Source organism: Arthrobacter sp. A5 (genome assembly GCF_051131705.1).
Classification (GTDB): Bacteria; Actinomycetota; Actinomycetes; order Actinomycetales; family Micrococcaceae; genus Arthrobacter_M.
In genome coordinates this window covers 2020695-2045707 of record NZ_CP180316.1, presented here as the reverse complement: position 1 = coordinate 2045707, position 25013 = coordinate 2020695, and the positions used below count along the sequence as shown (strand labels likewise).

Below are 25013 nucleotides of genomic sequence, written 5' to 3'. Positions count from 1 at the left end.
ACAATGCCGGCTCTGCTGCTGTTTTGGGGACCGTTTTGGTAGTTTCGCTCACAGGTGCCAGCCTAGTCAACATGAACGACAAATTCACACCGAACCAGTACACCGCCCGGCTGCTGGAGGCGGGCGTGCCCGAAGTGATGCATGACTGGCTCAGCAGCAACGGCGTGGGCGCCCTGGTGGAAAAAATGGGGATCAAATTCCTGGAACTGGGAGCCCGGCGCTCGGTTGCCACCATGCCGGTTGAAGGGAATACCCAGGTTGCAGGCATCCTGCACGGCGGTGCCCATGTGGTGCTGGCGGAAACCCTGGGCTCCTTCTCCGCCGGAATACATGCCGGCGTCAACGGCCAGGCCCTGGGCATTGAGATCGGTGCCACCCACCATCGCAGCGCCACGTCCGGACTGGTCACCGGCACCTGCACGGCCATCCATCTGGGGCGCACTCTGGCCACTCACGAAATCGTCATGACCGATGAGTCCGGCCGGCGGCTCTCCACAGCCCGTATCACCAATATGATCCGGCAAAAGGGGTCCGACGTTCCGGTATCTGCGGGATAGCCGCGGGCTCTGGTGGTCCGCTGATGCGCAGGCATGAACCGTCTAGTGCAGCGCCGGCACGATCAGGTATATCCCGAACAGGACGGCCGCCAGACTGACGGCGAAGCAGAGGTAGGCGGCGGCCCGAGCCACCTTGGTGCTCGGCACATGGTCGTCAACACTGACGGCGTAAAGGCGCACACCGGAGGCATAGACCCCCACCACAAAGACGGCGGAAACCAGCGTGGTCACCGCCACGGTCAGAAAAGCTCCCCAATTAATCACTGTGTACCTTTCTGCTTGGCGGCCGAGGATGAATCTGACTGCGGCGCGTTCGGAGCTTTCGGCGGCAAGCGTTGCGGCGCAATGTTCCCCGTCGCGTGCGCACCGTCCGCGGCTCTTGCGGCACGCTCGGCCGCTTCTTGTGCAACAACTTTGGCCGCTGCCTTCTCCACAGCCTTGGCTGCGGCCTTTTCAGCGGCACGCTCGGCGGCCCGCGCCTTGGCCGTGAGCCGGTCGCGTTCTTTTTTGCTCGGGATGCTGACGGTTTCACCGATGGCGTCGACGTCGCTGATGGCGTTGCTGTGATCCACATGTCCGCGCTGCGAGCGGATGAAGATGAAGATGATGGAGCCCAGCCCGACGACGGCGTCAATCACCACGCCGGTCGTGCCCAGACTGGCAATAAACGCGGCAAGACCGCCGACGATGGCCGCCGCGGGAAGGGTGAACAGCCAGCCCAGGCCGATCTTGCCGATCGCGCCCCAACGCACAGTTGAACCCACCCGGCCCAGCCCGGAGCCAATGACCGAGCCGGACGCCACGTGGGTTGTCGAGAGCGCGAAGCCGAGGTGCGAGGAGGCGAGAATCGCCGCGGCCGTGCTGGTCTCCGCAGCAAAGCCCTGGGCCGGTTTGACGTCCGTCAGGCCGCTGCCGAGGGTGCGGATGATGCGCCAGCCGCCGGTGTAGGTGCCGAACGCGATGGCGAGGGCGCAGGCGCCGACCACCCACAGTTCGGGACCGGAGCCGACCTTCTGCATATTCGCGGAAATCAGTACCAGCGTGATGACACCCATGGTCTTCTGCGCATCGTTGGTGCCGTGCGCGAGAGCGACGAGCGACGAGGAGAAGACCTGGGCGTACCTGAATCCGCCGCGCTTTTGCACCAGCTTGTCGCCCGAGTCCGGATCGGTCCGTCGCGTGATCCGGTAGGCCAGCTTCGTACACAGGTAGGCGGCACCGCCGGCGATCAGCGGAGCCATCACGGCGGGAAGGATGATTTTGGAGAGGAGCACTCCCAGATCCACGGCCTGGAAGCCGATGCCCACTACGGCCGCACCGATCAGACCACCGAATAGGGCGTGCGAGGAGCTCGACGGCAGCCCGAGCAGCCAGGTCACCAGATTCCACAGCACCGCGCCCATGAGGCCGGCAAAAATCAGCACCGGAGTGATCTGAATGCCTTCGGCGCCTTCCCGGATCAAGCCCCCGGAAATCGTCTTGGCCACCTCCGTGGAGAGGAATGCGCCCACCAGATTGAGCACCGCGGCAAGGGCGACGGCGGTCTTGGGTTTGATGGCTCCGGTGGCGATGGGCGTGGCCATGGCGTTGGCGGTGTCGTGAAAACCGTTCGTAAAGTCAAAGAACAGAGCCAGCGCTATGACAAGCACGACCATAAAGGTGAGATCCACCCGTGATCCAATCTGAGAGGTCAACTGCGGACTGCCAAAAAGGTTTGGCTATTTTTTGCCCGCGGCATGACGGGACGACGCTGCGGTGTTCAAGCGGATTCTGCTACCAAACAGTACTGATCCTATGTCCAGAGCCGGTCGACACCAAAGGGACGCTCTACAAGGGCCCGCACCAGGGCGCGCATTCCGTCCCGCGTGCGGGACGGAAGCTCCTACCCATCCAGGTCTTCCGGGTCCGGTTCTTCGGCACCGAAGCGGCCCAACGGCGATCCGCCGAAGTTGGCCTCGTCGTCGCTGCCGTCGGCCTCATCCCCGGTGGGTGTCTCGCCGAAGTCCACGTCAGCCGAGGCCTCGCCTATGGTGGGTTCGTCCGGCGGAATCTGCTCCTCGCCCGTTTCGTAGCGGGCCTCGTCCGTCTGATCCTCCAGATACTGTTCGGAACGGTACCCTTCTGCCGCCGCGGCATCCTCCGCAATGAGCGGATCGTCGGACCAGTTGTCCGGGTTGTTCTCCGCCGCGCCCGGATATTCGTCCGGGCCGCTGCCGCTGAGCTGATCAAGGCCGTCGGCGCCGGGCGAGGCAGGGTCCTGGGCCGCCGCGGGGTCAAGTGCTCCGGGATCATCCGCATCCAGGGTATCGCTGAAAATGTTGAGTCCGACCTCCGGAGTGCGTCCATCCGTAGTGTGGTCGGTGGGAATGCTTTCTTCGCTCATGATGAAACCTTTCCGTTAGCCGATGGGGGTGCTTCCCAGCAACCCTACCGAGCCGGGGCCGGGCTGGCTACAGCGAGGCCTCCTCCGGCGTGGCCACCAGATACAGCCGGTTGGGCCGACAAATTCGATATGGATATAGGTTATGCGCTCGATCTCCTGATGCTCCAGCAGCATCCGCAACGCCGACTGCTCCACTTCCGGTGTCACCGCCTGTCCCACCAGGAAACGACGGTTCCGGTCAATCAGTACGACGGCGACAACGCCAAACAGCAGGCCCACCATAATGGAACCCAGCGCGTCGGGAACCGGTGATCCGGTCACCTGATGGAGGAGAATTCCGGCAAAAGCAATGACCAGCCCCACCAGCGCGGCCGAATCTTCAGCAAACACCGCCTCCGGCGGTGAAGAGCCCGAAGGCGGCGAACATGGACCAGACGTACGCCTCACGCCCGTAGCCGAGCGGATGGGCAGCATCACGCTTTCTCTTGGACCTTTTGTCCGCGATCATGAGGAAAATCTGATTACCCGTGTCCGCCCACGAATGCGCGGCCTCGACCGTCATGGACTCCGAACCGGTGAGCCCGGCGGCCACCGACTTCGCGGCGGCGACCAGCAGATTCGCGCCGAAGGCCATCAGAATGGTCCCGGCCCCGGAGCCCTTGGGCTTACCCTTGGTGTCCGGTGCCGCGGTTTCTGCCACACGCGAGTTTCCCGTGGCCCTAGACTACTCACCGCCCGCTACGATGATCCTGGCAGAGCGGAAACCATGAACAAGATCAGACTTGAAACCTTCAGCGATGGCGTGCTGGCCATCGTGATCACCATCATGGTCCTTGAACTGCGCGTTCCGGAGGAACCGAGCTGGCCGGGGCTGCTGCGGGTGCTCCCGGGCTTTCTCAGCTACCTGCTGAGCTTCGTGTATGTCGGAATTTACTGGAACAACCACCATCACATGTTCTCGCTCGCGGAGAAGGTAAACGGCACGGTCCTGTGGGCCAACCTCCATCTGCTCTTCTGGCTCTCGCTGTTCCCCTTCACCACGCGCTGGATGGACGAATCGGGTTTTCCGGAGGTGCCCGTCCTGGTCTACGGCGTGAACCTGCTGTTGGCCGCCGTCGGCTACTTCATTCTCCAGAAGGCGCTCATCGCGCAGCAGGGAACCGACGGACCGCTGGCCCGGGCGCTGGGCCGTGATTGGAAGGGCAAAGCCTCTCCCCTGATCTACCTCGCCGGGCTGGGACTGTCGCTGCTTCAGCCGCTGCTGGGTCTGGCCGCCTATACGGTGGTCGCGCTGCTCTGGCTCGTGCCCGACCGCCGGCTGGAACGCGCCGCCGGCGCCAGGGCTAAATCAGTCCAGCTGTCCGCGGACGGCGGGCGCCACTTCCCTGCCATAAAGCCCTATGCTGCTCATGAGGGCCGCATGCGGGAGGGTTCCGTGGCTGAATTTCAGGTCAAAGCGCGACAGCCCGAGCCCAGTGCCAACCTTGACGATCTTGGTGGCCACGGTTTTCGGTGAGCCAACAAAGAGCGCTCCGTCCGGGCCGGCGGTGGCTTCAAAATCCGCACGCGCGATGGGCGGCCAACCGCGGTCCCGCCCAATTCTGGCCTGCATGGCGGCACAGTGCGGCCAGAGCTCTTCCCTGGCCTGCTGAGCGGTGGCGGCGACATGCCCGGGGGGATGGGCGTCGATGGGCTGCACCGGATTGCCGAATTCCTTCAGGGCGCGGTGGTACAGGTCGGTGAAGGGGGCGAACTGCAGCGGTTCCCCGCCGATGATGGCCAGCATCAGCGGCAGTCCGTCGCCGGCGGCGCGGACCACGGACTGCGGGCTTCCACCAGCGGCGATCCAGGTGGGCAGGGATCCGGAGTCGGTCGGCGGGTATGCCACATGGTTCGCCAGCGCGGCGCGGGTGTTGCCGGACCGGATCCTCAAACGTGACGTCGCCAAAGGTGCCCAGCCCCAGTTCAAACTTTATTTGTCCCGATTACGTCATGTTCCGTTCCTGCCATATTTCGCAAAAGCCTGTATATGCGTATGCATTTACTTGGCCAGACTTCCCGCCCGGCGGATCTATTCCTGGCCGAAGTTGCAGCGGGGACGTTGCTGCAGCGGGGACGGTGCTACAGCGGCACGGACAAGGATTCGACGTCGGCAATGGCCTTGCGCCGGTAGGTGGACAGGAAGGCGGAGATCCGGCGGACGGCTTCTTCGATGTCACCGACGGCAGGCAGAATCACGAAACGGAAGTGATCCGTTGTCGGCCAATTAAAGGCGGTGCCGTGCGAGACGAGAATTTTCTGGTCCTGGAGCAGATCCAGCACAAACTGCTCGTCGCTCTCGATCGGATAAACGTCCGGGTCCAGCCGTGGGAACAGGTACATGGCACCGGCGGCGGGGACGCAGCTCACGCCGGGAATGGCGTTGAGGAGTTCGGTGGCCCGGTCTCTCTGCTGCCGGAGCCGGCCTCCGGGAGCCACCAGATCGTCAATAGTCTGGTAACCGCCCAAGGAGGTCTGGATCGCATGCTGTGCCGGGACGTTGGCGCACAGTCGCAGCGAGGCGAGCAGTTCCAGGGATTCCCGGTACTCCGCCATAGCCGTCCGCGGCCCCGTCAAGGCAACCCAGCCGGAGCGGTAGCCGGGCATCCGGTAGGCCTTGGACAGGCCGCTGAACGTCAGTGTGCACACGTCATCGGCCACCGAAGCGGTGTGGATGTGCACAGCATCCTCGTAGCGGATTTTTTCGTAGATTTCGTCCGAAAAGAGGACCAGATCGTGTCTGCGTGCCAGCGCCGCAAACTGCTCCAGGATGTGGCGAGGGTAGACGGCCCCGGTCGGATTATTGGGGTTGATGATCACAATTCCCCTCGTCCGCGCGGTGATTTTGGCCTCTACGTCGGCCATGTCCGGCCACCATTGGTCGGCCTCGCTGCACAGATAGTGCACGGCACGGCCGCCGGTGAGCGTCACCGCTGCCGTCCAGAGCGGGTAGTCCGGCGCCGGGATGAGGATTTCGTCCCCGTTTTCCAGAAACGCCTGCAGGGTCATGGAAATCAGTTCACTGACGCCGTTGCCGATAAAGATGTCCTCCACGCCGATCGTCATTAGACCCTGGGTCTGGTAATACTGTGAAATGGCGGTCCGGGCCGAGAAGATGCCCTTCGAGTCGCTGTAGCCCTGCGACCCCCGCAGATGATGGATCATGTCCACCACGATCGATTCCGGCGCTTCCAGGCCGAAGGGCGCGGTGTCCCCCAGGTTCATCCGCAGAATCCGGTGCCCCTCGGCCTCCATCTTCTTGGCGGCGTGCAGGATGGGCCCGCGGAGTTCGTAGCGGACGTCCTGAAGTTTGCTGGAGTGCTGCATTTGGCGCATGGTCAATCTTTTCACATCCGCACCGTCCGGGCGGAGACGGGCCTAACGCAAACGGCCACCCGCGCATGCACCGACCGCGGCCGGCCGGTTCGTCAACGGTCTGTGGGCCGCATGCCGGCCCGGTTCGTCTACGGCCCGGTTCGTCAGCGGCCCGTGAGCCGCGCGCCGGCCCGGTCCGCGGCGCTGCGGGCCGAGGCTGCCGTGCGGGCCGCCGCTTCCTCCTCCCGGGACAGCCCGGCTGCCTCGCGGTCAGCCGCGGCAAGGTCCCTAGCAGCTTCGGCGACAAGGTTCTGCAGTTCCGTAAGGCGTGCCGCCAGCGCGCTGCGTTCAAGGGCCAATCCAGCGGCTCTGTCCCTGATCCCGGCGAGCGCGGCCTCAGCTTCGTCGGCTGACTTGACGGCCAGCGCCGCCTTCCGTTGTGCCGCCGCCCTGGTCTTGTCCGCCGGCAGAGGCACCGTCGGTCCTGCGGCCGCGTCCGGCTGCCCGGCGTGGGAAACCGGAACCGCGACCGCGCCGGAGAGGTCCGCCGCTCCCCAGCCGTCGGCGGAAAGGGCGCGCGTCAGCATGCCGGTCCGTACGGCAGCGGTGGCCCACGCATCGGACGTGGCGGCCCGCAGTGTCTCTTCGACGTCCTCAAGCACGGCTGCGCTGGCTCGTTGGCCCAGCTCCGAAGCCAAACCCCGACCAGTTGTCAGCAGTGCGGCCAGCAGCACGCGCCGTTCCTTGCTGAGCCTGCGCATGGTTCCCTGGTCAAGATCGGCCTGTGCCTGGCGAAGCTCCACGCCCACTTCCAGCAACCCATCGATCTCCGCGCGGCGGTGGATCACCAGCATGTTCAGCAGCCACGCCGCCGTCGACGGTTTCGGCAGCGCACGGATCTTCCCCGCCAGCTCAGCATTCCCGTTGGCGCGCGCGTCCCCGGCCCACGCATTGCGCTGGACGGTGAACTCGGACGGCGGCAGGCCGTACAGCCGGCCGGCGCCGACGGCCAATGCGCCGCCGTCGTCCGTTTTGGTATGACCACTACCCGTCATGGCGTCGGACCCCACCGATCCGTCGGCCGGTCCACCCGATCACGACGACGACCAGGGCCATGGAACTCAGGCCCAGTCCGGAGTACCCCCAAGCGGTCAGGACAGGGCCGGCCACCGCGCCGCCAAGCGCCCCGGCCAGGTTCATCGCCAGATCGGACACGCCTTGCAGGGCCGGCCGCTCGGCGACCCCGACCGCCTCCGCGACCAGAGCCGATCCCGCGACCACAGAGGCCGACCAGCCCAAGCCGAGCAGGACCAGGCTCGTCGTGACGGCCGCCTGCGAGGAAGCGCCATGCCAAGCCAGCAACAGTGACGCCAGCAGCAGCGCCTGGCCGACCAGGATCGTACGGAGCCGCCCGGCGCGGTCCGCCAGCCAGCCGAAAAAGGGCGACAACGCATACATTCCCGCCACATGCAGACTAATGGTCAATCCGACGACCGTCAGCGTCGCCCCGTGGTCCCGCAAATGCACCGGCGTCATGGACATCAGGGCGACCATGGTGGCATGGCTGAGGGCAACGGACGTGACCGCGTAGCGCGCCAGCGGGTTGCTGCGCAGAATCTCCCAACCGCCGGAGCGCAGGCGTGCAGCCCCTGCACGGCTCTCCCCCTTCTGCTGATCCACGGCCTGGGCCGCCAGCGCGCTGAGCAGTGGGTCCGGTCTGAGCCCGAGCCGGTAGACGACGGCGGCCGCCAGCTGGGCCAACAGCGAGAAGATGAACGCTCCGGTCAGCAAAGGGAGCCCCAATGCGGCACCTACTGCCTCACCGGGTTCAAAGAGATTGGGGCCAAGCACTGCCCCCACGGCAGTGGACCAGACCACCAGGGACAGATCCTTGGCCCGGGATCTGTCCGTGGCAAGATCGGTGGCGGCAAATCGTGCCTGCAGGTTAGTGGCCGAACCGGCTCCCAGCAGCAGCAAGGCAACCAGCAGCAACGGGAAGGACCGCCCGGCAGCCGCAGCGACGGCCAAGACCGCCCCGCCCGCCGCCAGCAGGGAACCGGCAGCCAACGAAACGCGGCGCCCACTCGCCTGCGCCAGCCGGACGAGCGGCACAGCCAGCAGCGCTGCGCCCAGGGTGCTCATCGTGGCCGCCATGCCGGACCACGCACTGGAGCCAGAGAGCTCCGCAGCCAGCAGGGCGCCCAGGGAAAGGGTCGCGCCCATCCCCACGCCACCAAGAATCTGCCCGGCCACCAGCACGCCAACCACCTTGCGCCGCAGCACGTCCGGTCCGCGGGGTGGGTTTCCTACCGTCGGCGACACGACAGGGGGCCGGGCGCTCCCCCCGAAGCCGGTAGGCTGCCGCTTGGCCATCAGTTCATCCTGTCGTCGAGTCATTGGAGCATTGTTTCTCCGGCATTGGGTCCCTGGGGTGTTGGGGCCCTGGGGCGTTGAGTCCCTGGGCCGGTGTTTCGTCGGAGCCCGAATCCTGGTCTCCGGATTCCCACCGCCGGACGCCGTTCCCAGCAGGTTCATATCTTATTCCGGTACAACGGTATACAGCAGTTGATACTCCCCCGCGGACTGTCCCGGGTCCGGAGTCAAATTTCGGGTAGAACATAATTCGGGTAGAACATAAAAGGACCGATTAGTGCCGCTGAACCCGATCTTAGGTCCCACCGTTGCCGTCGTCTTCACCCTGGCGGCCGTGCTTTGTCTGGGCGGAATCGCCCGTATCCGTTCCTGGCCGGCGCGGGTCAACGTGCTGTTGACGGCCGTCATGAATTCAGCGCTGGCGGTGGCCGCGGTTACGCCCATCCCGGGCCGAGCTGTGCCGCCTTTGGTGGTGCTGCAGCTGGTCGCGGCACTGTGGTTCCTGTTCCAATGCCTTCCCTGGCGGCCGGTCCGGATCTCTGACATAGGTCGTCCGGTCTGCTTCTATCGGGCAGTCCTGCTGACGTTGACGGCCTCGATTCTGGCGTCCGCCGCCTCAGTCAGCGCGCTTGGGCAGGCGGGCGCGCCCGTCCATCTGCTGGGCTCCATCCTGCTCTCGGCCTTTGGCGCCGTGCTCCTGATCATCACCGCTGTTTTCTGGCTGCTGGCCACCTTCGCCACGCCCCGCCAAGATACCGCCGCCGAACCGGTGCGCCGGCTCCAGGGTCTTCAGGAAGCGTTCACGGCGGCGGGTCTGGCCGTCTTTCTGTTCGCACTGTTCTGACCACCGGTTCCCAGCGCTGGAATCCCGTCTTCGAGGGGCGCGCATGAGCGCACCCTGCTAATATGTCCGGTACCACGTTGCGTGACGGGTTTGTCATAGTCCCGTGACATGGCCATGGGTGGCAGATGTCAGGAACGGGTGCTGCTCATCCTCCGGACGGTCCGGTACCTGTACAGTGCCGGACCGCCCAACACCTGCCGACAGGGAAACCATGAGCCGCGTTGAAGCCCACCGCTTGCAGGGATTGACGGCGATCGTCACCGGCGCCAGCCGCGGAATCGGTCTCGCCGTGGCCCACCGTCTCGTAGACGAAGGGGCGCGGGTGTGCATCACGGCCCGCGCAGCGGAGCCACTGCGTGCAGCCGCCGCGGAATTCCCGCCTCGATCGGTGCTGGCCATTACTGGTAGGGCCGATGATCCGGAGCACCGGCGCGAGGTGCTCGACGCCGTAGCGGCCGGCTTCGGGCAACTGGACATCCTGGTCAATAACGCCGGCATAAATCCGGTCTACGGTCCGTTGATGGAGCTGGACCTGGAAGCGGCCAGGAAGATCGCCGAGGTGAATGTTTTCGGAACCCTTGCCTGGGTTCAGGACGCCTACCATCATGCTGGGCTGCGCTTCGCGGACCGGGGCGGCTCCGTCATCAACATGTCCTCCGTCTCCGGTCAAACGCCCGCAGCCGGATTGGGGTTCTACGGCATCAGCAAGGCCGCAGTAGAACACCTGACCCGTTCCCTGGCGGCCGAAATGGGACCAAAGATCCGCGTGAATGCGGTGGCGCCTGCCGTGGTCAAGACGCAATTTGCCCGCGCACTGTATGAGGGTAAAGAAGCCGAGGTTGCCGCCCGCTACCCGCTCGCCCGGCTGGGCACTCCCGCGGACGTGGCCGCCGCCGTCGCCTTTCTGGCCAGCTCCGATGCAGCCTGGATCACCGGCCAGATCCTGAACCTCGACGGCGGACTGCTCGCCGCCGGCGGCACGGCCTGAACGGCGTCGGATGCGTTCGTGTGCTTCCGCCGGCAACGGCACCCCGCCGTGCGCCGCCGTCGGGCCGCTAGACGGAAGCCCGCATTGCCAGCGCGGCCGTCACCAGCCCAAGAAAGCCGCATACCACTGCCACAATCCACAGGCCCAGCAGAATTCCGCTCCGCTGCCGCACGCCGGGGGAACTACCCGCCGAGACCACGTCGGCCCGGAACAGAGCCAGACAGGCGCTGCCGATGGCGACGATCCAGAATATCCACTCAACAATGCCGAACGCGTACTGGCTCATTGCAATGCTCCTCTGCCGTCCGCCGGCCGCGACGGAAATCCTCCTGGGCCAGCCGGCATCCTGTGTGCTTGTTAACGCTAGCATCGGGCCGCGGCGAAGGGTAGGACAACTGGTGCCGGTTCAGCCGCCCTTTTACGCGGCGGGAACAGTGCTGCAAGCCAGCCGTTCCGCGCCCGGATTGCCTTTGTCCGCTTACTGCTTGTCTGCTTGTCTGCTTGCCGTTGGTCTGCTTGCTAAGGTTCCATCATGAGATTGCATCGGCTCCGGCACGCGGCTGACGTCGCTAAACACACCGTCCAGCGCAGTATTTTGGGCTTTTTCGCCCTCCAAGGCGCGGTCATTGCCGCCCTCGTGATTATGGATACGATTAGGAAGCGCGGCAGGAGCAAACGCGTAGGGTTTCCCCGTCCCGGCATTTTCGAAAGCGAGGTAGCCGGTTCCACGACCACCGTCTACACGTTTGGTGAAGACCTGTACAAGGACATGCTGGATCAGATCCGCAATGCCAAACACCGGATCATGATGGAAACGTACATCTGGAAGGCCGACAAGGTCGGTAAGGAATTCAAGGCTGCCCTCGCGGAGGCCGCCGAGCGTGGTGTCAAGGTTTACGTCATTTACGATGCCTTCGCCAACCTGGTGGTGCCGCGGTCCTTCTTCCGCTTCCACCCGGATATCCATGTCATCCGGTTTCCGGTGCTGCGGCCTTCCATCATCTTCACCAATGTGCGCGGCACCGGTTTGGACCACCGCAAAATGCTGATCGTCGACGACGAGGTGGGCTATGTGGGCGGCTACAACATCGGCTCGCTCTACGCCACGCAATGGCGGGACACGCATCTGAAGATTGCAGGACCGTCGGTGTGGGAACTGCGCCAGGCGTTTGCCACCGTCTGGAACCACTACCGCAAGAGGCTTCCGGAGCTGAAGGAAAGCAACCCCGACTTCTGGGAACCTCGGGTCCGCGCCGTCAATAACATCCCCTCCAGCCTGGTGTTCCCCATCCGGGGCGTTTATTTGGATGCCATCGACCGGGCAAGCCACCATATCTACATCACGATGGCCTACTTCATCCCGGACCGGCAGATTCTCGATGCCTTGCTGGGAGCGAGCAGACGCGGGGTGGATGTGCGGGTCATCCTTCCGGAGGATTCCAACCACGTGCTCTCTGACTGGCTCTCGCGCGGCTTCTATACCGCGCTGCTGCGCGACGGCGTGACGATCCTGCTGTACCAGAACGCCATGGTGCATGCGAAGACTGCCACCATCGACGGCCAGTGGTCCACGGTCGGCACCGCCAACATCGACCGCTTGAGCCTGACCGGAAACTACGAAATCAATATGGAGATCTACAACGACGATCTGGCCCGCGACCTGGAGACCATTTTTGAAATCGACAGCGTCAACAGCCGGGTTCTGACGCTGGAGGAATGGGCGGGCCGCAGGGTTGCGGCTAGGTTCAGCGAATCCATCCTCGCACCGTTACGCCCGCTGCTGTAGGTCAACCGCTCAGGACGCGCGGCCCCACTACGCCCCCATCGGGGCTGGTGGTGCCGCTGCTGCCGTACATTGGGGAGGGCCATCATTCCTGCGTCGGTAATTCGTGGCGGCTGAGGCTCAGGTACACCTTTCCCTCCTCAACCCGGTCGATCTCATCGGCAGGGGCGTAGGAGTTTCGGGCCAGGAAACCTCGACCGTCGATTTTGACGTAGCCGCTGCTGAACAGCCGGCGCGCCGTGTCCTCCGGCACCCTCGGCTCGGTACCGAGCACCGAATTGAGTCCCATGAAGAGGATATTCTGGTCGGCTGCCGAATACACCTCCTCGAAGGCGGCCGCCTTTGGGTTCGGAGGCTTCGCATGCTCCACCTTGCCGATCACCTTACCGCTCGCGTCGACCACCGGCATTCCCTTGGCCACAAGGTCCAATAAGCTCATCGCGCCATCCTCCTCGAATCGACCATTGATCCTGCCGCCAGCGTAGCCTGAGGCAGCCGGGAATTCGAGTCCCCCCGCGCCCAGGCTCCACACCGCAGGCCCCGGTCCGCCCGAATGAGCCGGGCCGCCCGAATGAGCCGGTCCGGTTGCAGACCTCCTCTGGGCTGCCAAAGCAACCCGCCCGGGCGGAATTCAGCCGCAGGGCCCCGGCCGTTATCCGGGCCGCCGGGGGTCCTCCCCGTCCCGCAGCCACCGGAGCGTGTCCCGCCAGAGGGTTCAGCGCGGGTTCCGCCGGGGGCCGCGGCGGCGAAATCCCTGCGGCTGCGCGCCCAATCCAGGGCCACGCCGGAGGGAAGGAATTCCAGCCAGCCCCGGCGCTTGCCGGAAAATATCCGCTGCGCAGGGTTGCAAGGGGCATCAGCAGGTGCCGGCGCCAATGAAACTCCAGCCGGTGCCCCGCCGGTAATCCCGCCAGTAATCCCGCCATTAGGCATGCTGGGCTCCTACGGTCAGCAGGCGGTCCACCCGCCGCCCGTTGCGGGCCAACCCCTCACCCAAGCCGCCAAAACTGTGCCCCACGACGCTCAGCGGTTTTCCTCCGCCGCGGCGGCACTCTTCGATCAACACGGCAACAATGTCCTTGAGCCCCGAGTCATACCAGCGTGGATGCAAGCCGTCGGCGCAGTCAATCTGGAGCGGAACCTTGCCATCCGGGGTCCGGTTCCGGTTCTGCTAGCGCCGCGGGACGTTGCGCAGATTGCTTCGGGCCATGCTCACGGCCTCGCCGGCGCCTCGATTAAGCACCACCTTGGACATCGCCGTGGCGAAACCGAAGACCTGGTTACCGGTGATTTTGGGCGGAATCGACAGCGCATTGGGATCGGTGATCAGCTCCACTAATGCTGGTCCCGGGTGTGCAAAGGCCGCCTGATAGGCGCCCTCAATGTCGGCAGGGTCGGTGACCCTGACGGCGTGAAAACCCATGGCCGTGGCGACCGCGGCATAGTTGGTGTCGGGTACGTCGACACCGTGGTAGGGCAGCCCATCGACGAGCATCTCCAGCTTGACCATGCCCAGCGTGGAGTTGTTGAACAGAACGATGTTCAGCGGCAGCCGGTGGGCTGCGGCGGTGACCATTTCGCCGAGCAGCATCGACAGTCCACCGTCGCCGGACACGGAGACGACCTGGCGACCCGGATACGCCAGCTGTGCACCAATGGCCTGCGGCAGGGCATTGGCCATCGAGCCATGCAGGTAAGACCCGATCAGCCGGCGGGTGCCCAGCGGGTTGATGTAACGCGCGGTCCAGAAGTTGCACATCCCCGTGTCGGCCGTAAAAATGGCGTCCCTGCTGGCCACCTGGTCCAACAGCGACGTGGCATACTCGGGGTGGATCGGCACCAGCTTATCTGCCCTGCGGGTGTAAGCGCCCACGGCCTTGTTCATCAGCCGGTCGTGCTTCTTGAGCATCTGGTCCAGAAAGCGCGTGTTCTTCTTGCGTTTCAGTTTCACCAGCGGAATGAGCGCCGCGACGGTGAGCAGCACGTCCCCGTGAATGGCGAAATCAACGTCGGTGCGCCGGCCCAGTTTTTCCGCCGCCCGGTCCACCTGCGCCGTGCGTGTCCGCGGCAGGAACTGATCGTAGGGAAAATCGGTTCCGAGCAGGATCAGCAGGTCCGCATCGTTGATGCCTTCGGCCGCCGCCCCGTAGCCGAGCAGCCCGGTCATGCCAATGTCATAGGGGTTGTCGTACTGGATGAAGTCCTTGCCGCGCAGCGAGTGGCCGATGGGCGCGCCGATCGCTTCGGCCAGTTGAATCACCTCGTCGTGGCCCCCCTGCACCCCTGCGCCGGCAAAGATGGCTACCTTGTCCACTGCGTTGATGGCGTCCGCCAGCAGCTGGACGCTGTGCGGGTCGGGCGACAAGCGCCCCGGTGTGTAGGCCGTTTGCTGCGGGCTTTCCGCGACGGCCTCAAGGCCTGCGATATCGCCGGGAAGAGTGACGGCGGCGACTCCGCGAAGCCCGACGGCGTGCTGGATGGCGCAGTGCATGACCCGGGGGCCTGGGCTGCGGTGCTGATGAGTTCCGAATACACCGAGCATTCGGAAAAGAGGCGATCCGGGTGGGTCTCTTGGAAAAAGTCGCTGCCGATCTGCTGGCTCGGAATATGGGAGGCGATCGCCAGGACGGGGGCGCCGGTGCGGTTGGCGTCGTACAGCCCGTTGATCAGGTGCAGGTTGCCGGGTCCGCAGGAGCCGGCGCAGACCGCGAGTTTTCCGGTCAGCTGGGCCTCGGCCGAGGCGGCAAAGGCTGCGGCCTCCTCGTTCCGGACATGAATCCAGTCGATGCCGCCCTGCACCGTTCCCCCCGTTTTGCGCACGGCATCAACGATCGGATTCAGGCTGTCGCCGACGATGCCGTAAATTCTTTGAACACCCGCAGCCCGGAGCTGTTCAATGAGCTGGGTTGCAAGGTCCTTGGACATGTCTGGTGCTCCTGAACGTAATGCCCGCGGACGCCGGCAGGCCGGTTAGCTGCCACCGTCAATATAGTTCACCGGCATGGACGCCGTCCGCACCGGGCCATCGACAGGTTCCTCGAATCCCGGTCCGGCACCGACAGCCCCAAGGGCGATGGACCAAGCAGCCGATCTGAACTGGGAGAACCCGCAGGTCCGTAGCGCCATCTACGAGTTGATGAACTGATGACTGGACCGGGGGGACGGCTTCCGGGTGGACGTGACGCCGAGGTGCTGGCCGCCGTCGCGCCCCCAACCGGGGGCACTGTCAGGTGTCCGAATAGTCCGTGCTGCGGAGGCGGCAGCGTAACCCGTGCCGCGGAGGGGGGCAGCATTTTCCGACGGCCACCCACCCGCTACAGGCTGCCCAGCTCCCGGGCCGCGGCGAGGACATCTTGGACGGAAACTGCCAATAGGGCCGGATCCGGGCTGGCTGAAAAGACATCTCCGCGGCGGAGCTCTTCCTTCGTGAGCGCAATGTGCGGGCCCGGCGGCGGCCCCCATTCGGAGACCGGTGCGGGGCCGAAAATGACAATCGAACACCGCCCATAGGCCGATGCCAGGTGCGCTGCGCCGGTGTCCGCCGACACCACAATCGCCGCTCCCGCGATAACGGCGGCAAATTCACCGAGCCCGAGCATGCCGGCTCCGACCCGCTCGTCCGGCAGACCCGCGAGAGCTGCAACCCGCAGGGCCCGCGGGCGCTCCCCTTCGCTGCCGGTGAACGCCACGTGCTGACCCGCCGATTCCAGCCGGCGGGCCACCGCGGCAAACCGGTCCTCCGGCCACAGCCTGCTCCCGTATGCTGCGCCCACATGGATCACCGCGGCGCCGGGCAGCGGGTTCCGCGCAGTTGGCGGCTGCAGGCGGTAATCCAGCGGGTCGGCGGGAATTCCGTGCCAGCGAAGCAGCGCCGCCCAGCGCTCACGCTCGTGCAGCCCAGAGCGCCACGGGGGTCCTTCCCAACCGGGCCCGAGGTGCCCGATACGGCGGGCCGGAGCCAGCTCGTCGAGACGGCGCAGGCTTTCCGGACCGCTGCCGTGCAGATTGACGGCGACGTCGACGCGTCCCGGGGACAGCGTCAGCGGCTCATCGAGCCCCTGCGTTTCCAACAGCGTATCCACGCCCCCGACCAGCGCCAGTGCAGGGGCAAGCCAAGCCCGCGCCGCATAAATCAGCCGGTGTCCGGGATAGGCGCGCCGGAGGGCATGCAGTGCGGGGACGGCCACCAGCAGGTCGCCTAGCTTGAGAGCCCGCAGGGCCAGTACTTCGGGTCTGCCATCGCTGGGGAGGCTGTCCACGCGGCTCCTTCTGAGGAAATCATTTGGGCGGCCTACGGCCATACCGCCACACCTTACTGCCCCCTCCCCCCCCCGACAGCGCATACCGGTCCACATCTTCCGGCGCCTTTGGCCCGCTTCGCCGGCCCGCTTTGCCGGCCTGCTTCATCCCTGGAACGACTGCCCAAAGCGCTGCCCTGCCGTGTGTGGTTCCTAAGACGCGCAGAAGAACTTCTACGGGCCCTGTTTAGCTCCGCATTCATTGGGGAACAGTGCCTTTATGACGAGTACCGGCGAGGACGAAAAGGCCCGGACGGCGATCACGCCATCTTTGGCCGTCCTTTTTGATGCCGTCCTCTTTGATCGTGACGGAACGCTGGTGGTGGACGAGCCTTATAACTCGGATCCGGAGCTGGTCGTACCAATACCGGGAGCCGTAAACGCCGTAGCCACCGTGCGCCGGGCCGGCGTTCGGACCGGTGTCCTCAGCAATCAGTCGGGAATCGCCCGCGGGCTCCTGACCGGCAGCCAGGTGGAAGCCGTCAACCGCCGGGTAGACGCTCTGTTCGGCGCCTTTGACGTGTGGGAAATCTGTCCGCACGCCCCGCACAGCGACTGTCGGTGCCGCAAGCCCAAGCCCGGCATGATCTTCGCGGCGTGCCGCGAACTGGGGATATCACCGTCCCGGACGGCCTTTGTTGGCGATATTGGCTCCGATGTCGACGCCGCCCGGGCTGCCGGGGCCGTCGGTGTCCTGGTGCCGACGGCGGTGACTCTGGCCCACGAGGTGGCACAGAGTCCGTTGGTCGCGGAAACCCTTGACGCCGCACTCCAACTTCTGCTCGATATCTGCGCGACCCCCACCCTAGGACAGGCTGAGGTGCCGCTTCGGCAACAGGGACTTGCCATTGCGCAGAGCCAATGGCAACACGACCCAAAGGGCGCCCTCCGGCCCGCGCGGAGTCCCCGATGACCCGGCGCGTTCTGGTCGCCAGGCTCGACAGCGCCGGGGACGTATTGTTGGCGGGACCGGCGGTGCGGGCCATCGCCGGCGGAGGTGGCACCGGCGGCGGCGCCCGTCCGGCCGACGTGATTTTGCTCACCGGCCCGCAGGGCGAAGCCGCAGGGGCATTGTTGCCCGGAGTTACCGCCCAGTTCACCTGGGAGTGCCCCTGGATCGTCCATCCCGCCCCGGCCGCGAGTGCCGCGCTGATGCAGCAGCTGATCGACTTTGTCCGCGCCGCAGCCGTGGACGAGGCGGTCATTCTGACCTCCTTCCATCAGTCACCCCTGCCACTGGCTCTGGCGCTTCGTCTGGCCGGGGTCCCGCTGATCACCGGAGCTTCCACGGACTATGCGGGCTCCTTGTTGGATGTCCGGCTCCGTCCCGGCGAGGACTTTCCGGAGGACCAGCCCGAGGCGGAACGGGCCCTTGCCATTGCCCGTGCCGCCGGGTACCTGCTCCGGCCCGGGGACGACGGGAGGCTGCGGGTGAAGGATGTCCCCGATGTCACCGCATTGGTCGGGACCGAGCCCTATATTGCCGTCCATCCCGGCGCCGCTGTACCCTCGCGCCGGTGGCCCGCGCTGCACCACGCGGCAGCGGTCGAGTTGCTCAGCGGCGCCGGGTACCGCGTCGTTGTGACCGGCTCCGCTGGCGAAACCCCTCTCACGGCCACCGTGGCCGGTGTGGCGGGGCTGGATCTGGGCGGGGAAACCGATCTGGCCACCCTCGCCGGAGTCGTGGCGGGGGCATCGGTGCTCATTACCGGCAACACCGGCCCGGCGCATCTGGCCGCGGCCACCGGCACTCCCGTGGTCTCGCTGTTCTCGCCGGTGGTTCAGGCCGTGCGCTGGGCTCCCTACGGTGTTCCCTTGGAACTGTTGGGGGATCAAAACGCGCTCTGCCGGCTCAGCAGGGCGCGGGAGTGCCCGGTGCCGGGCCATCCGTGCCTTACGTCCGTCTCACCCGAAGAGGTGGCGGAAGCCGTTGACCGGCTGCTCAGCGGCGTTTCCTCGCTGCAGACCCGAAGGGAAGTGAAGAAGCGGTGAAAGTTCTGTTGTGGCACGTCCACGGGGGCTGGACGGACGCATTCGTCCAGGGTGGGCACGAATACCTGCTGCCGGTCACCGCGGAAGGGGGATCCTGGGGCCTGGGCCGGGGCGGCCGGGACTGGCCGGCCAATGCCCGTGAGGTGGACGCGGCCGACCTGCGGGAGGCTGAGGTCGACGTCGTCGTCTTGCAGCGTCCGGAAGAATTCGACGCCTGTGAACAGCTCCTGGGCAGACGCCCTGGCCGCGATATCCCTGCGGTCTACCTGGAGCACAACACGCCGAAAGGGGATGTGCCGACGTCGCTGCACCCGCTGGCCGGCCAATCCGACATCCCGGTGGTGCATGTGACTCACTTTAACCAACTGTTCTGGGACACCGGCGCCGCCCGGACAGTTGTCATTGAGCACGGGATTGTCGATCCCGGGTATTTGTACACCGGAGAGATCCCCCATCTTGGCGTGGTGATCAACGAACCGGTGCGTCGGTGGCGGGTCACCGGAACGGATCTGCTGCCGCGCTTTTCACAGCGGGCTCCGCTGGAGGTCTTCGGCATGGGAGGGCAGAATCTGCCGCAGGCCTTGGGACTTGCGCCCGACTCACTGACCGTCCGCGGGGATCTTCCTTCGGCGGTGCTGCACCAGCAGCTGAGCCGCTGCCGGGTCTATCTTCACCCGATGCGCTGGACCTCGCTGGGCCTTGCCCTTCTGGAGGCCATGCATTTGGGCATGCCGGTGATTGCGCTCGCCAGCACCGAGGCGAGCCGGGCCGTCCCGCCCGAGGCCGGCGCCATTTCCACCAGCATCGAGGATCTGTGCGCGGCGGCGTCCGAGCTGATCAACGACCCGGAGGAAGCCCGCAGACGCGGTAGGGCCGCCCGCGAGGCGGTGCTCGCCAGGTTTGGTCTGGCACCCTTCCTCCGCGCCTGGGATGAAGTGCTGGGAAATGCGCACCGCCGCCGCGATACGGGCCGGAGCACACCTATGACGGCAAGGAGCCAGCTGTGAAGATTTCGATGGTTTCCGAACATGCCAGCCCGCTGGCTGCCTTGGGCGGCGTCGACGCCGGTGGTCAGAATGTCCACGTTGCAGCCCTCTCGGTGGCCTTGGCCGGCCGGGGCCACGATGTCACCGTCTACACGCGCCGGGACAGCAGCGACCTTCCGGAGCGGGTCCGGGTGCAGCCCGGGCTCGAGGTGGTGCATGTCAGCGCCGGACCCGCGGAACACATTCCCAAGGATGAGCTGCTGCCCTATATGAGCGTGCTGGCAGACGGATTGGCCGCCGACTGGGGCGACCATCCGCCGGATGTCGTGCACGCCCACTTCTGGATGTCCGGTGTCGCCGCACTTGATGCGGCGCGGCGCTTCGACGGCGGCGGCTACCCGGTGCCGGTGGTCCAGACGTTCCACGCCCTGGGCACCGTGAAGCGGCGCCATCAGGGCCCGCAGGACACCAGCCCCGCGGAACGAGCGTGGCTGGAGCCATCCGTCGGACGGGCCGTCGACCGGGTCATCGCGACATGTTCAGACGAGCTCTTCGAGCTCAAGACGATGGGCGTTTCCGGTTCCAAGGTCTCCATTGCACCCTGCGGGGTGGATCTGGACCTTTTCTGCGCCACCGGTCCCGCGGAGGCCCGCGGACGCCGGCACCGGATCATCAGTGTGGGACGGCTGGTGCCCCGTAAGGGCGTGGATCTGGTGATCCGTGCCCTGCCGCTGCTGCGCACGGCGGGGATCGACGACATCGAACTCATCGTGGTGGGCGGGGCCGGCGATTCGCATGCGCTCGATGCCGATCCCGAGGCCCGCCGTCTGTTGGCCTTGGCCCGGGAGCTGGGAGTAGAGGACCGCGTGACGCTGCGCGGTCAGGTGCCGCGGGACAGCATGCCGGCCGTGCTGCGCAGCGCCGACGCGATCATCTGTGCGCCCTGGTACGAGCCCTTTGGCATCGTCCCGCTGGAGGCCATGGCCTGCGGCATTCCGGTGGTCGCCGCAGCGGTTGGCGGTCTGATCGACACCGTCGTCGACCGTTCCACCGGGCTCCAGGTTCCCCCCATGAATCCGGCGGCGATCGCCGACGCCGTTGGTGAGCTGTTGAGGGACGCTACCCTGCGGGCGCGGCTGGGACGGGCCGGGCAAGCGAGGGTCCGCTCCCGGTACTCGTGGGAGCGGGTTGCCGCCGAAACCGAAAAATTCTATCAAAACACGCTCAGTTCGTTGCTGTCCCGCGCTGACCTGCCCATGGGGTACCGGCACAGGGAAGGCCTGTACCGGGGAGACCTGCACAGGATGGAAGGTACAGCATTATGACCACTGAACCCATCACGGCGCCTACCGATCCCAACTCGGCCCAACCGGCTCCCCCTTCCGACCCGGCGCCCCGGCTGCTTCACGATTCCGATACGGCGAAGGCCCCCGGGGCGGCCGGTCCCGCGTTGCTGTCCGTGCTCCAGCACCTGGACAACGTGGCACCAGCGCTTGAGTCGCTGCGGCGTGAGGCAAACCATTTGAGCCGCTGGGGGACGGATCTGGCCCGCCGGCTCATGAGCGGCCAGCGTCTTCTCACGGCCGGCAACGGCGGTTCCGCGGCCGAGGCCCAACACCTCACCGCGGAACTGGTCGGCCGGTTCGACGGCGAACGGGAACCCTTTTCAGCGATCGCGCTGCACGCGGAAACGTCCGCTCTGACGGCGATCGGCAACGACTACGGCTATGAGGAGATCTTCGCCCGCCAGGTACGTGCCCATGGCAGGGTAGGCGACGTGCTGCTGCTGATTTCCACCAGCGGCCGTAGCCCAAATTTACTCAAGGCGGTGGAAGCGGCCCGTGCGGCCGGCGTATCCACCTGGGCACTGACCGGGCGCGGACCCAATCCCCTGACCCGCAGCTGCGATGACTCGATTGCCGTCAATGCCCTCCCGGCGAATGCCCAGGAGGGGCACCTGATCGCCTTACACGCTCTCTGCCGGGCCTTCGACTCCGAAGTAACACGCGCCCGGGCCCAACGACCGGTACGCGCGGCCGCCGCCTTGCCCGGGAGGAACAAATGAATATCGTCGTCGTGGGAGATGTCCTGCTGGATGTGGACATGGATGGCACCGCGGACCGGCTGTGCCCGGATGCTCCCGTTCCGGTGGTGGACGTTTCCCGGGTGACCCGACGGGCCGGCGGCGCGGGATTGGTTGCCGCCATGCTCGCCCGGGACGGCCACCGGGTCCGTCTTGTCACGGTGCTCTCCGATGACCGTGCCGCGGCGGATCTGCGCGGGCCGCTCGCCTGTCTCGACGTCGTCTCCGGCGCCTCGGGAGCCGCCACACCGGTGAAGTCCCGGATCCGCGCCCAGGGCCAGCCGATTGTCCGTTTCGACGAGGGCTGCGGTCCGGCTTCGGTCCCCGACGTCACGGCTGCGATGCTGGCTGCCGTCAACGAGGCGGACATCTTGCTGGTGTCCGACTACGGCCGCGGCCTGACGTTCAACGGCCGTCTGCGCGAGGCACTTCAGCAACGCGCCGGTGAGATTCCGCTGGTGTGGGATCCACACCCGTCCGGGGCGGACCCCGTCCCCGGCTCGACGGTCGTCACACCAAACCTTTCGGAGGCCACACGGGCCGCTGCGGCCGGGGCTCCGGCGGATGCCCTTCCGGGCGCAGCCTTGGCCGGTTCGGTTTTACTGCAGCGCTGGGAAACCGGGGCCGTACTGGTCACCCTCGGTGCCGGCGGGGCGATGCTGCTGACCGGTGACGGCGGAGTCCCGCACCTCGTCCCCGCACCCAAGGTGCAGGTCGCCGATCCCTGCGGCGCCGGTGACCGCCTCGCCGCCAGCCTGGCAGTGCAGCTGGGAAGCGGGCGGGATTTGGCGGGTGCAGCACATACCGCTGTCCACGAGGCAGCGGCCTTCCTGGCCGCGGGCGGCGTGCTGACACTCCGTCAGGGCGGCCAACCGGTGCAGATGCGCTCCGACAGCATCGATGCCCTCCGCGTGGCGCAGCTGACGAGGGAAAAAAGCGGCACCGTTGTGGCCACCGGAGGCTGTTTTGATCTGCTGCATGCCGGTCATTCGCGGACGCTGGCCGCTGCCCGGGCCCTGGGCGATTGCCTGATTGTCTGCCTGAACTCCGATGCCTCGACCCGCAGGCTCAAGGGAGACCAACGGCCCATCATCGGCCAGCATGACAGGGCGGAACTGCTGTTGTCCCTGGAATGCGTCGATGCCGTGCTCGTCTTTGAGGAGGACACCCCGGAACCGGCCCTGGAACGTCTGCGCCCGGACCTGTGGGTCAAGGGCGCCGACTACGACGCCGACGAACTTCCAGAAGCCGGGCTGATCCGTTCCTGGGGCGGCCGAACCGTCACCGTCCCGTACTACCCGGCACATTCCACCAGCAAACTGGCAGCCGCCCTCTCGGAAGCTGGCTGACAACTGCACGTCAAACGAGAAGTGAGGACAATCATGAACTCAAATACCTTCAACCCGGGCCGCGTATTGGTGACCGGCGGAGCGTCGGGCCTCGGCGCCGCCGTCGTGAGCGCCGTTCTGGAAGCCGGCGGCACGCCGGTGGTGCTGGACCGCGATATCAGGAACGTGGCCGCCGCCAAGGCCTTCGAGGTGGACGTCTCGGACCGGGAAGCGGTGACGGCCGCCGTTGAAGAGGCGGCCGAGACGCTCGGCGGGCTCGACGCCGTCGTCACCGCAGCCGGGACGGACCGCTGCGGCAGGCTCGACGACGTTCCGGCGGACGAGTGGGAAAAGGTGATCAGCGTCAACCTGCTGGGCACCGTCTCCGTGGTCCGCGCCGCGCTGCCGTACCTGACGTCCTCGCACGGCCGCGTGATCACCATCGCCTCAACGCTGGCCAGGCGCGGCGTCTCGGACGCGACCGCCTACTGCGCTTCGAAGTTCGGCGTACTTGGATTCAGCCAGGCACTCGCGGCGGAAACAGGGGGCCGGATCGGCGTCACTACAATAATTCCGGGCGGCATGAAGACGCACTTCTTTGACGACCGGGATGAGCAGTACAAGCCGCAGGACGATTCGCGGCTCAATGACCCGGCACGGGTGGCACAGGCCATTCTGTTTGCGCTGTCCCAACCGATCGGCTGCGAAGTGCGCGAGATGCTGATCTGTCACGAAGAAGAAGGCTCGTGGCCGTGAGGTCCCGCACGTCCCCGTAGACCGCTTCGGGTCGGATCGGTGAGACAAGGGACTCGTCATGTGCACAGCGCTCCGCCGTCCACCCAACCTGGGTGACGTCCACACCGCATACCCGGCAGTTGGTCACCCAGGAAAGGTGGAGGCGGTGCAGCGTGCGGCCAAGCGCGCCCGCGTTAATTGCATTGCCGACCCAGTAAATCCCCACCGTTGGCGTACCCACCGCCTGCGCAAGGTGACGCGGGCCGCTGTCGTTACCCAGCATGACGTCGCTGGCCACCAGCAGCGCCGTCAGCTCCCCAAGGCTCAGCCGTCCGGCCAGGGAACGCACAGCGCCGCCGTCCCCCGCCGCCAACCCGACGACGTCGTCCGCGAGCGCCTTATCCGCCTCGTCCCCGACGACGAACACCCGGCTGCCGGCAGCCGCGGCGGCCGCGGCTACTCGGGCGAACGATTTCACCGGCCAGCGGCGGCGCGCATCTGTCGCGCCCGGATGAATCGTCAGCAGCGGGGACCGGGACTGCGCGCTTCCTTGGAGCAGATCCCAGATGGTGCGCCGGGCCTCTTCCCGGGGGTGCAGCCTGGTCTCCAGGTCCACCGGCGCGGCTCCGGCAAGACCGGCGACCTCGAGGGACCTCGACTGCTCATGCTGATAGTAAATGTACGGAATCGTGCGTTCCAGCCGGACGGCATCCGGGGTTCGCATGCCGACGGTGTGCCGGGCCCCCAGCCCGAGGAGAAAGGGGTTCGAATACCGTCCGCCACCGTGCAGCTGGATGGCAAGATCGAAGTTCTCCGCACGCATCCGCGCGAAGAACCCAGCCTGCGCCAGCGGATCTTCCGGCCCCGGCCGCACTCCCTCGGCGTATGGCAGCACCTCCACCCGGTGCACCGGGCTGTGCGTCTCCCCGAGCAGTGCCGCATGCACCGGCGTGCCGAGCAGCACGAGCTGGGCCTCGGGATAACACGCCGACAGCGCCTGCAGCGCCGGCAGCGCAAACATCAGATCTCCCAGGCCCCCACCCCGCAACACGGCGATCCGGCGGACGTCGGGAAAGCGCTGCAGCAGCGGCCCCACCCCGGTGCCCCGCACCGCTCCTCCGCCAAAATCCGCAATCGGCTCGTGGTCCACGCGCTCTCCCTTCGTCAGCATTCCCGGTTCACCATAGGCCGAAGGCGCGCAGGCGCGCCACCGGGAAATCTCTTCGGCACCTGCTGTCTGAACTATCTCCGGCTCGGGTAAGGAATCCCGAAGAGGCAATTAACGGCAAAACCCGTGCCGAACCGAGCG

General features: G+C 66.2%; 23 protein-coding genes and 2 pseudogenes. 12 read left to right on the top strand and 13 right to left on the bottom strand.

The window, feature by feature from the left end:
- Positions 1-71 precede the first annotated feature (71 nt).
- The gene (locus ACLLJI_RS09560; protein ID WP_434620759.1) at positions 72-557 is read left to right on the top strand and encodes a hotdog fold thioesterase; all 486 of its coding nucleotides are present in this window, start codon (positions 72-74) and stop codon (positions 555-557) included.
- A gap of 42 nt (positions 558-599) precedes the next feature.
- Here the strand turns inward: ACLLJI_RS09560 and ACLLJI_RS09555 are convergent, their stop codons facing one another.
- The 4 genes and pseudogenes from ACLLJI_RS09555 to ACLLJI_RS09540 all read right to left on the bottom strand — a co-directional run.
- Positions 600-821 (bottom strand): hypothetical protein, encoded by a 222-nt coding sequence (locus ACLLJI_RS09555; protein WP_283559220.1) that lies wholly within the window; start codon positions 819-821, stop codon positions 600-602.
- Positions 818-2227: an inorganic phosphate transporter gene (locus tag ACLLJI_RS09550; protein WP_434621382.1), complete on the bottom strand. Its 1410-nt coding sequence runs from the start codon at positions 2225-2227 to the stop codon at positions 818-820. Before ACLLJI_RS09550 ends, ACLLJI_RS09555 begins: the two co-directional genes overlap by 4 nt.
- Positions 2228-2439: 212 nt before the next feature.
- The gene (locus tag ACLLJI_RS09545) at positions 2440-2940 is read right to left on the bottom strand and encodes a hypothetical protein (protein WP_283559219.1); all 501 of its coding nucleotides are present in this window, start codon (positions 2938-2940) and stop codon (positions 2440-2442) included.
- Between the two features lie 111 nt (positions 2941-3051).
- A pseudogene (locus tag ACLLJI_RS09540) lies at positions 3052-3574 on the bottom strand (cation diffusion facilitator family transporter); the annotation flags it as partial.
- Positions 3575-3706: 132 nt separating this feature from the next.
- Between ACLLJI_RS09540 and ACLLJI_RS09535 the strand changes: the two are divergent.
- Positions 3707-4456 carry a TMEM175 family protein gene (locus ACLLJI_RS09535; protein WP_434620755.1) on the top strand — a complete coding sequence of 250 codons (750 nt, stop codon included), beginning with the start codon at positions 3707-3709 and terminating at the stop codon, positions 4454-4456.
- Positions 4457-5061: 605 nt separating this feature from the next.
- Here ACLLJI_RS09535 and ACLLJI_RS09530 read toward each other — a convergent pair.
- The 3 genes from ACLLJI_RS09530 to ACLLJI_RS09520 all read right to left on the bottom strand — a co-directional run bounded on the left by ACLLJI_RS09530 (position 5062) and on the right by ACLLJI_RS09520 (position 8667).
- A complete protein-coding gene (locus ACLLJI_RS09530; RefSeq protein ID WP_434620752.1) occupies positions 5062-6315 on the bottom strand; it encodes a pyridoxal phosphate-dependent aminotransferase in 1254 nt (417 codons plus the stop codon).
- Between the two features lie 143 nt (positions 6316-6458).
- On the bottom strand, positions 6459-7349 hold the full coding sequence (locus ACLLJI_RS09525; RefSeq protein WP_434620749.1) for a hypothetical protein: 891 nt from the start codon (positions 7347-7349) through the stop codon (positions 6459-6461).
- Complete coding sequence (locus tag ACLLJI_RS09520) at positions 7339-8667, bottom strand: MFS transporter (RefSeq protein ID WP_434620746.1); 1329 nt, start codon at positions 8665-8667, stop codon at positions 7339-7341. Before ACLLJI_RS09520 ends, ACLLJI_RS09525 begins: the two co-directional genes overlap by 11 nt.
- Positions 8668-8944: 277 nt before the next feature.
- On the opposite strand from ACLLJI_RS09520, the gene ACLLJI_RS09515 reads away from it, so the two are divergent.
- Both ACLLJI_RS09515 and ACLLJI_RS09510 read left to right on the top strand, forming a co-directional pair.
- Positions 8945-9511: a hypothetical protein gene (locus ACLLJI_RS09515; RefSeq protein ID WP_434620743.1), complete on the top strand. Its 567-nt coding sequence runs from the start codon at positions 8945-8947 to the stop codon at positions 9509-9511.
- Between the two features lie 211 nt (positions 9512-9722).
- Positions 9723-10499: an SDR family oxidoreductase gene (locus ACLLJI_RS09510; protein ID WP_434620740.1), complete on the top strand. Its 777-nt coding sequence runs from the start codon at positions 9723-9725 to the stop codon at positions 10497-10499.
- Between the two features lie 67 nt (positions 10500-10566).
- On the opposite strand, the gene ACLLJI_RS09505 is transcribed toward ACLLJI_RS09510, so the two are convergent.
- On the bottom strand, positions 10567-10785 hold the full coding sequence (locus ACLLJI_RS09505; protein ID WP_434620737.1) for a hypothetical protein: 219 nt from the start codon (positions 10783-10785) through the stop codon (positions 10567-10569).
- Between the two features lie 246 nt (positions 10786-11031).
- On the opposite strand from ACLLJI_RS09505, the gene ACLLJI_RS09500 reads away from it, so the two are divergent.
- The gene (locus ACLLJI_RS09500) at positions 11032-12285 is read left to right on the top strand and encodes a phospholipase D-like domain-containing protein (RefSeq protein ID WP_434620734.1); all 1254 of its coding nucleotides are present in this window, start codon (positions 11032-11034) and stop codon (positions 12283-12285) included.
- Between the two features lie 82 nt (positions 12286-12367).
- Here ACLLJI_RS09500 and ACLLJI_RS09495 read toward each other — a convergent pair whose 3' ends face one another.
- From ACLLJI_RS09495 to ACLLJI_RS09480, 4 genes and pseudogenes are all read right to left on the bottom strand, one after another.
- Positions 12368-12721 carry a hypothetical protein gene (locus ACLLJI_RS09495; protein WP_283559209.1) on the bottom strand — a complete coding sequence of 118 codons (354 nt, stop codon included), beginning with the start codon at positions 12719-12721 and terminating at the stop codon, positions 12368-12370.
- 486 nt (positions 12722-13207) lie between these two features.
- A complete protein-coding gene (locus ACLLJI_RS09490; RefSeq protein WP_434620730.1) occupies positions 13208-13393 on the bottom strand; it encodes a hypothetical protein in 186 nt (61 codons plus the stop codon).
- Between the two features lie 60 nt (positions 13394-13453).
- Positions 13454-15207: pseudogene (locus ACLLJI_RS09485) on the bottom strand (pyruvate dehydrogenase).
- A 389-nt stretch (positions 15208-15596) separates the two neighbouring features.
- Complete coding sequence (locus ACLLJI_RS09480; protein WP_434620727.1) at positions 15597-16583, bottom strand: glycosyltransferase family 9 protein; 987 nt, start codon at positions 16581-16583, stop codon at positions 15597-15599.
- A 217-nt stretch (positions 16584-16800) separates the two neighbouring features.
- Between ACLLJI_RS09480 and ACLLJI_RS09475 the strand changes: the two genes are divergently transcribed.
- From ACLLJI_RS09475 to ACLLJI_RS09445, 7 genes are read left to right on the top strand one after another with little or no spacing between them, the layout of a single operon-like run.
- Positions 16801-17493, top strand: coding sequence for a D-glycero-alpha-D-manno-heptose-1,7-bisphosphate 7-phosphatase (locus ACLLJI_RS09475; RefSeq protein WP_434620724.1), 693 nt, complete (start codon positions 16801-16803; stop codon positions 17491-17493).
- Positions 17490-18572 (top strand): glycosyltransferase family 9 protein, encoded by a 1083-nt coding sequence (locus ACLLJI_RS09470; RefSeq protein ID WP_434620721.1) that lies wholly within the window; start codon positions 17490-17492, stop codon positions 18570-18572. The genes ACLLJI_RS09475 and ACLLJI_RS09470 overlap by 4 nt, the downstream gene beginning before the upstream one ends.
- A complete protein-coding gene (locus ACLLJI_RS09465) occupies positions 18569-19579 on the top strand; it encodes a glycosyltransferase (RefSeq protein WP_434620718.1) in 1011 nt (336 codons plus the stop codon). Before ACLLJI_RS09470 ends, ACLLJI_RS09465 begins: the two co-directional genes overlap by 4 nt.
- Positions 19576-20883 (top strand): glycosyltransferase, encoded by a 1308-nt coding sequence (locus ACLLJI_RS09460; protein WP_434620715.1) that lies wholly within the window; start codon positions 19576-19578, stop codon positions 20881-20883. Before ACLLJI_RS09465 ends, ACLLJI_RS09460 begins: the two co-directional genes overlap by 4 nt.
- Positions 20880-21623, top strand: coding sequence for a D-sedoheptulose-7-phosphate isomerase (locus tag ACLLJI_RS09455; protein ID WP_434620712.1), 744 nt, complete (start codon positions 20880-20882; stop codon positions 21621-21623). The genes ACLLJI_RS09460 and ACLLJI_RS09455 overlap by 4 nt, the downstream gene beginning before the upstream one ends.
- The gene (locus ACLLJI_RS09450; protein ID WP_434620709.1) at positions 21620-22990 is read left to right on the top strand and encodes a PfkB family carbohydrate kinase; all 1371 of its coding nucleotides are present in this window, start codon (positions 21620-21622) and stop codon (positions 22988-22990) included. The genes ACLLJI_RS09455 and ACLLJI_RS09450 overlap by 4 nt, the downstream gene beginning before the upstream one ends.
- Before the next feature lie 33 nt (positions 22991-23023).
- Positions 23024-23725: an SDR family oxidoreductase gene (locus tag ACLLJI_RS09445; protein WP_434620706.1), complete on the top strand. Its 702-nt coding sequence runs from the start codon at positions 23024-23026 to the stop codon at positions 23723-23725.
- Here ACLLJI_RS09445 and ACLLJI_RS09440 read toward each other — a convergent pair.
- On the bottom strand, positions 23613-24875 hold the full coding sequence (locus ACLLJI_RS09440; RefSeq protein ID WP_434620703.1) for a glycosyltransferase family 9 protein: 1263 nt from the start codon (positions 24873-24875) through the stop codon (positions 23613-23615). The genes ACLLJI_RS09445 and ACLLJI_RS09440 overlap by 113 nt on opposite strands.
- Positions 24876-25013: the final 138 nt, after the last annotated feature.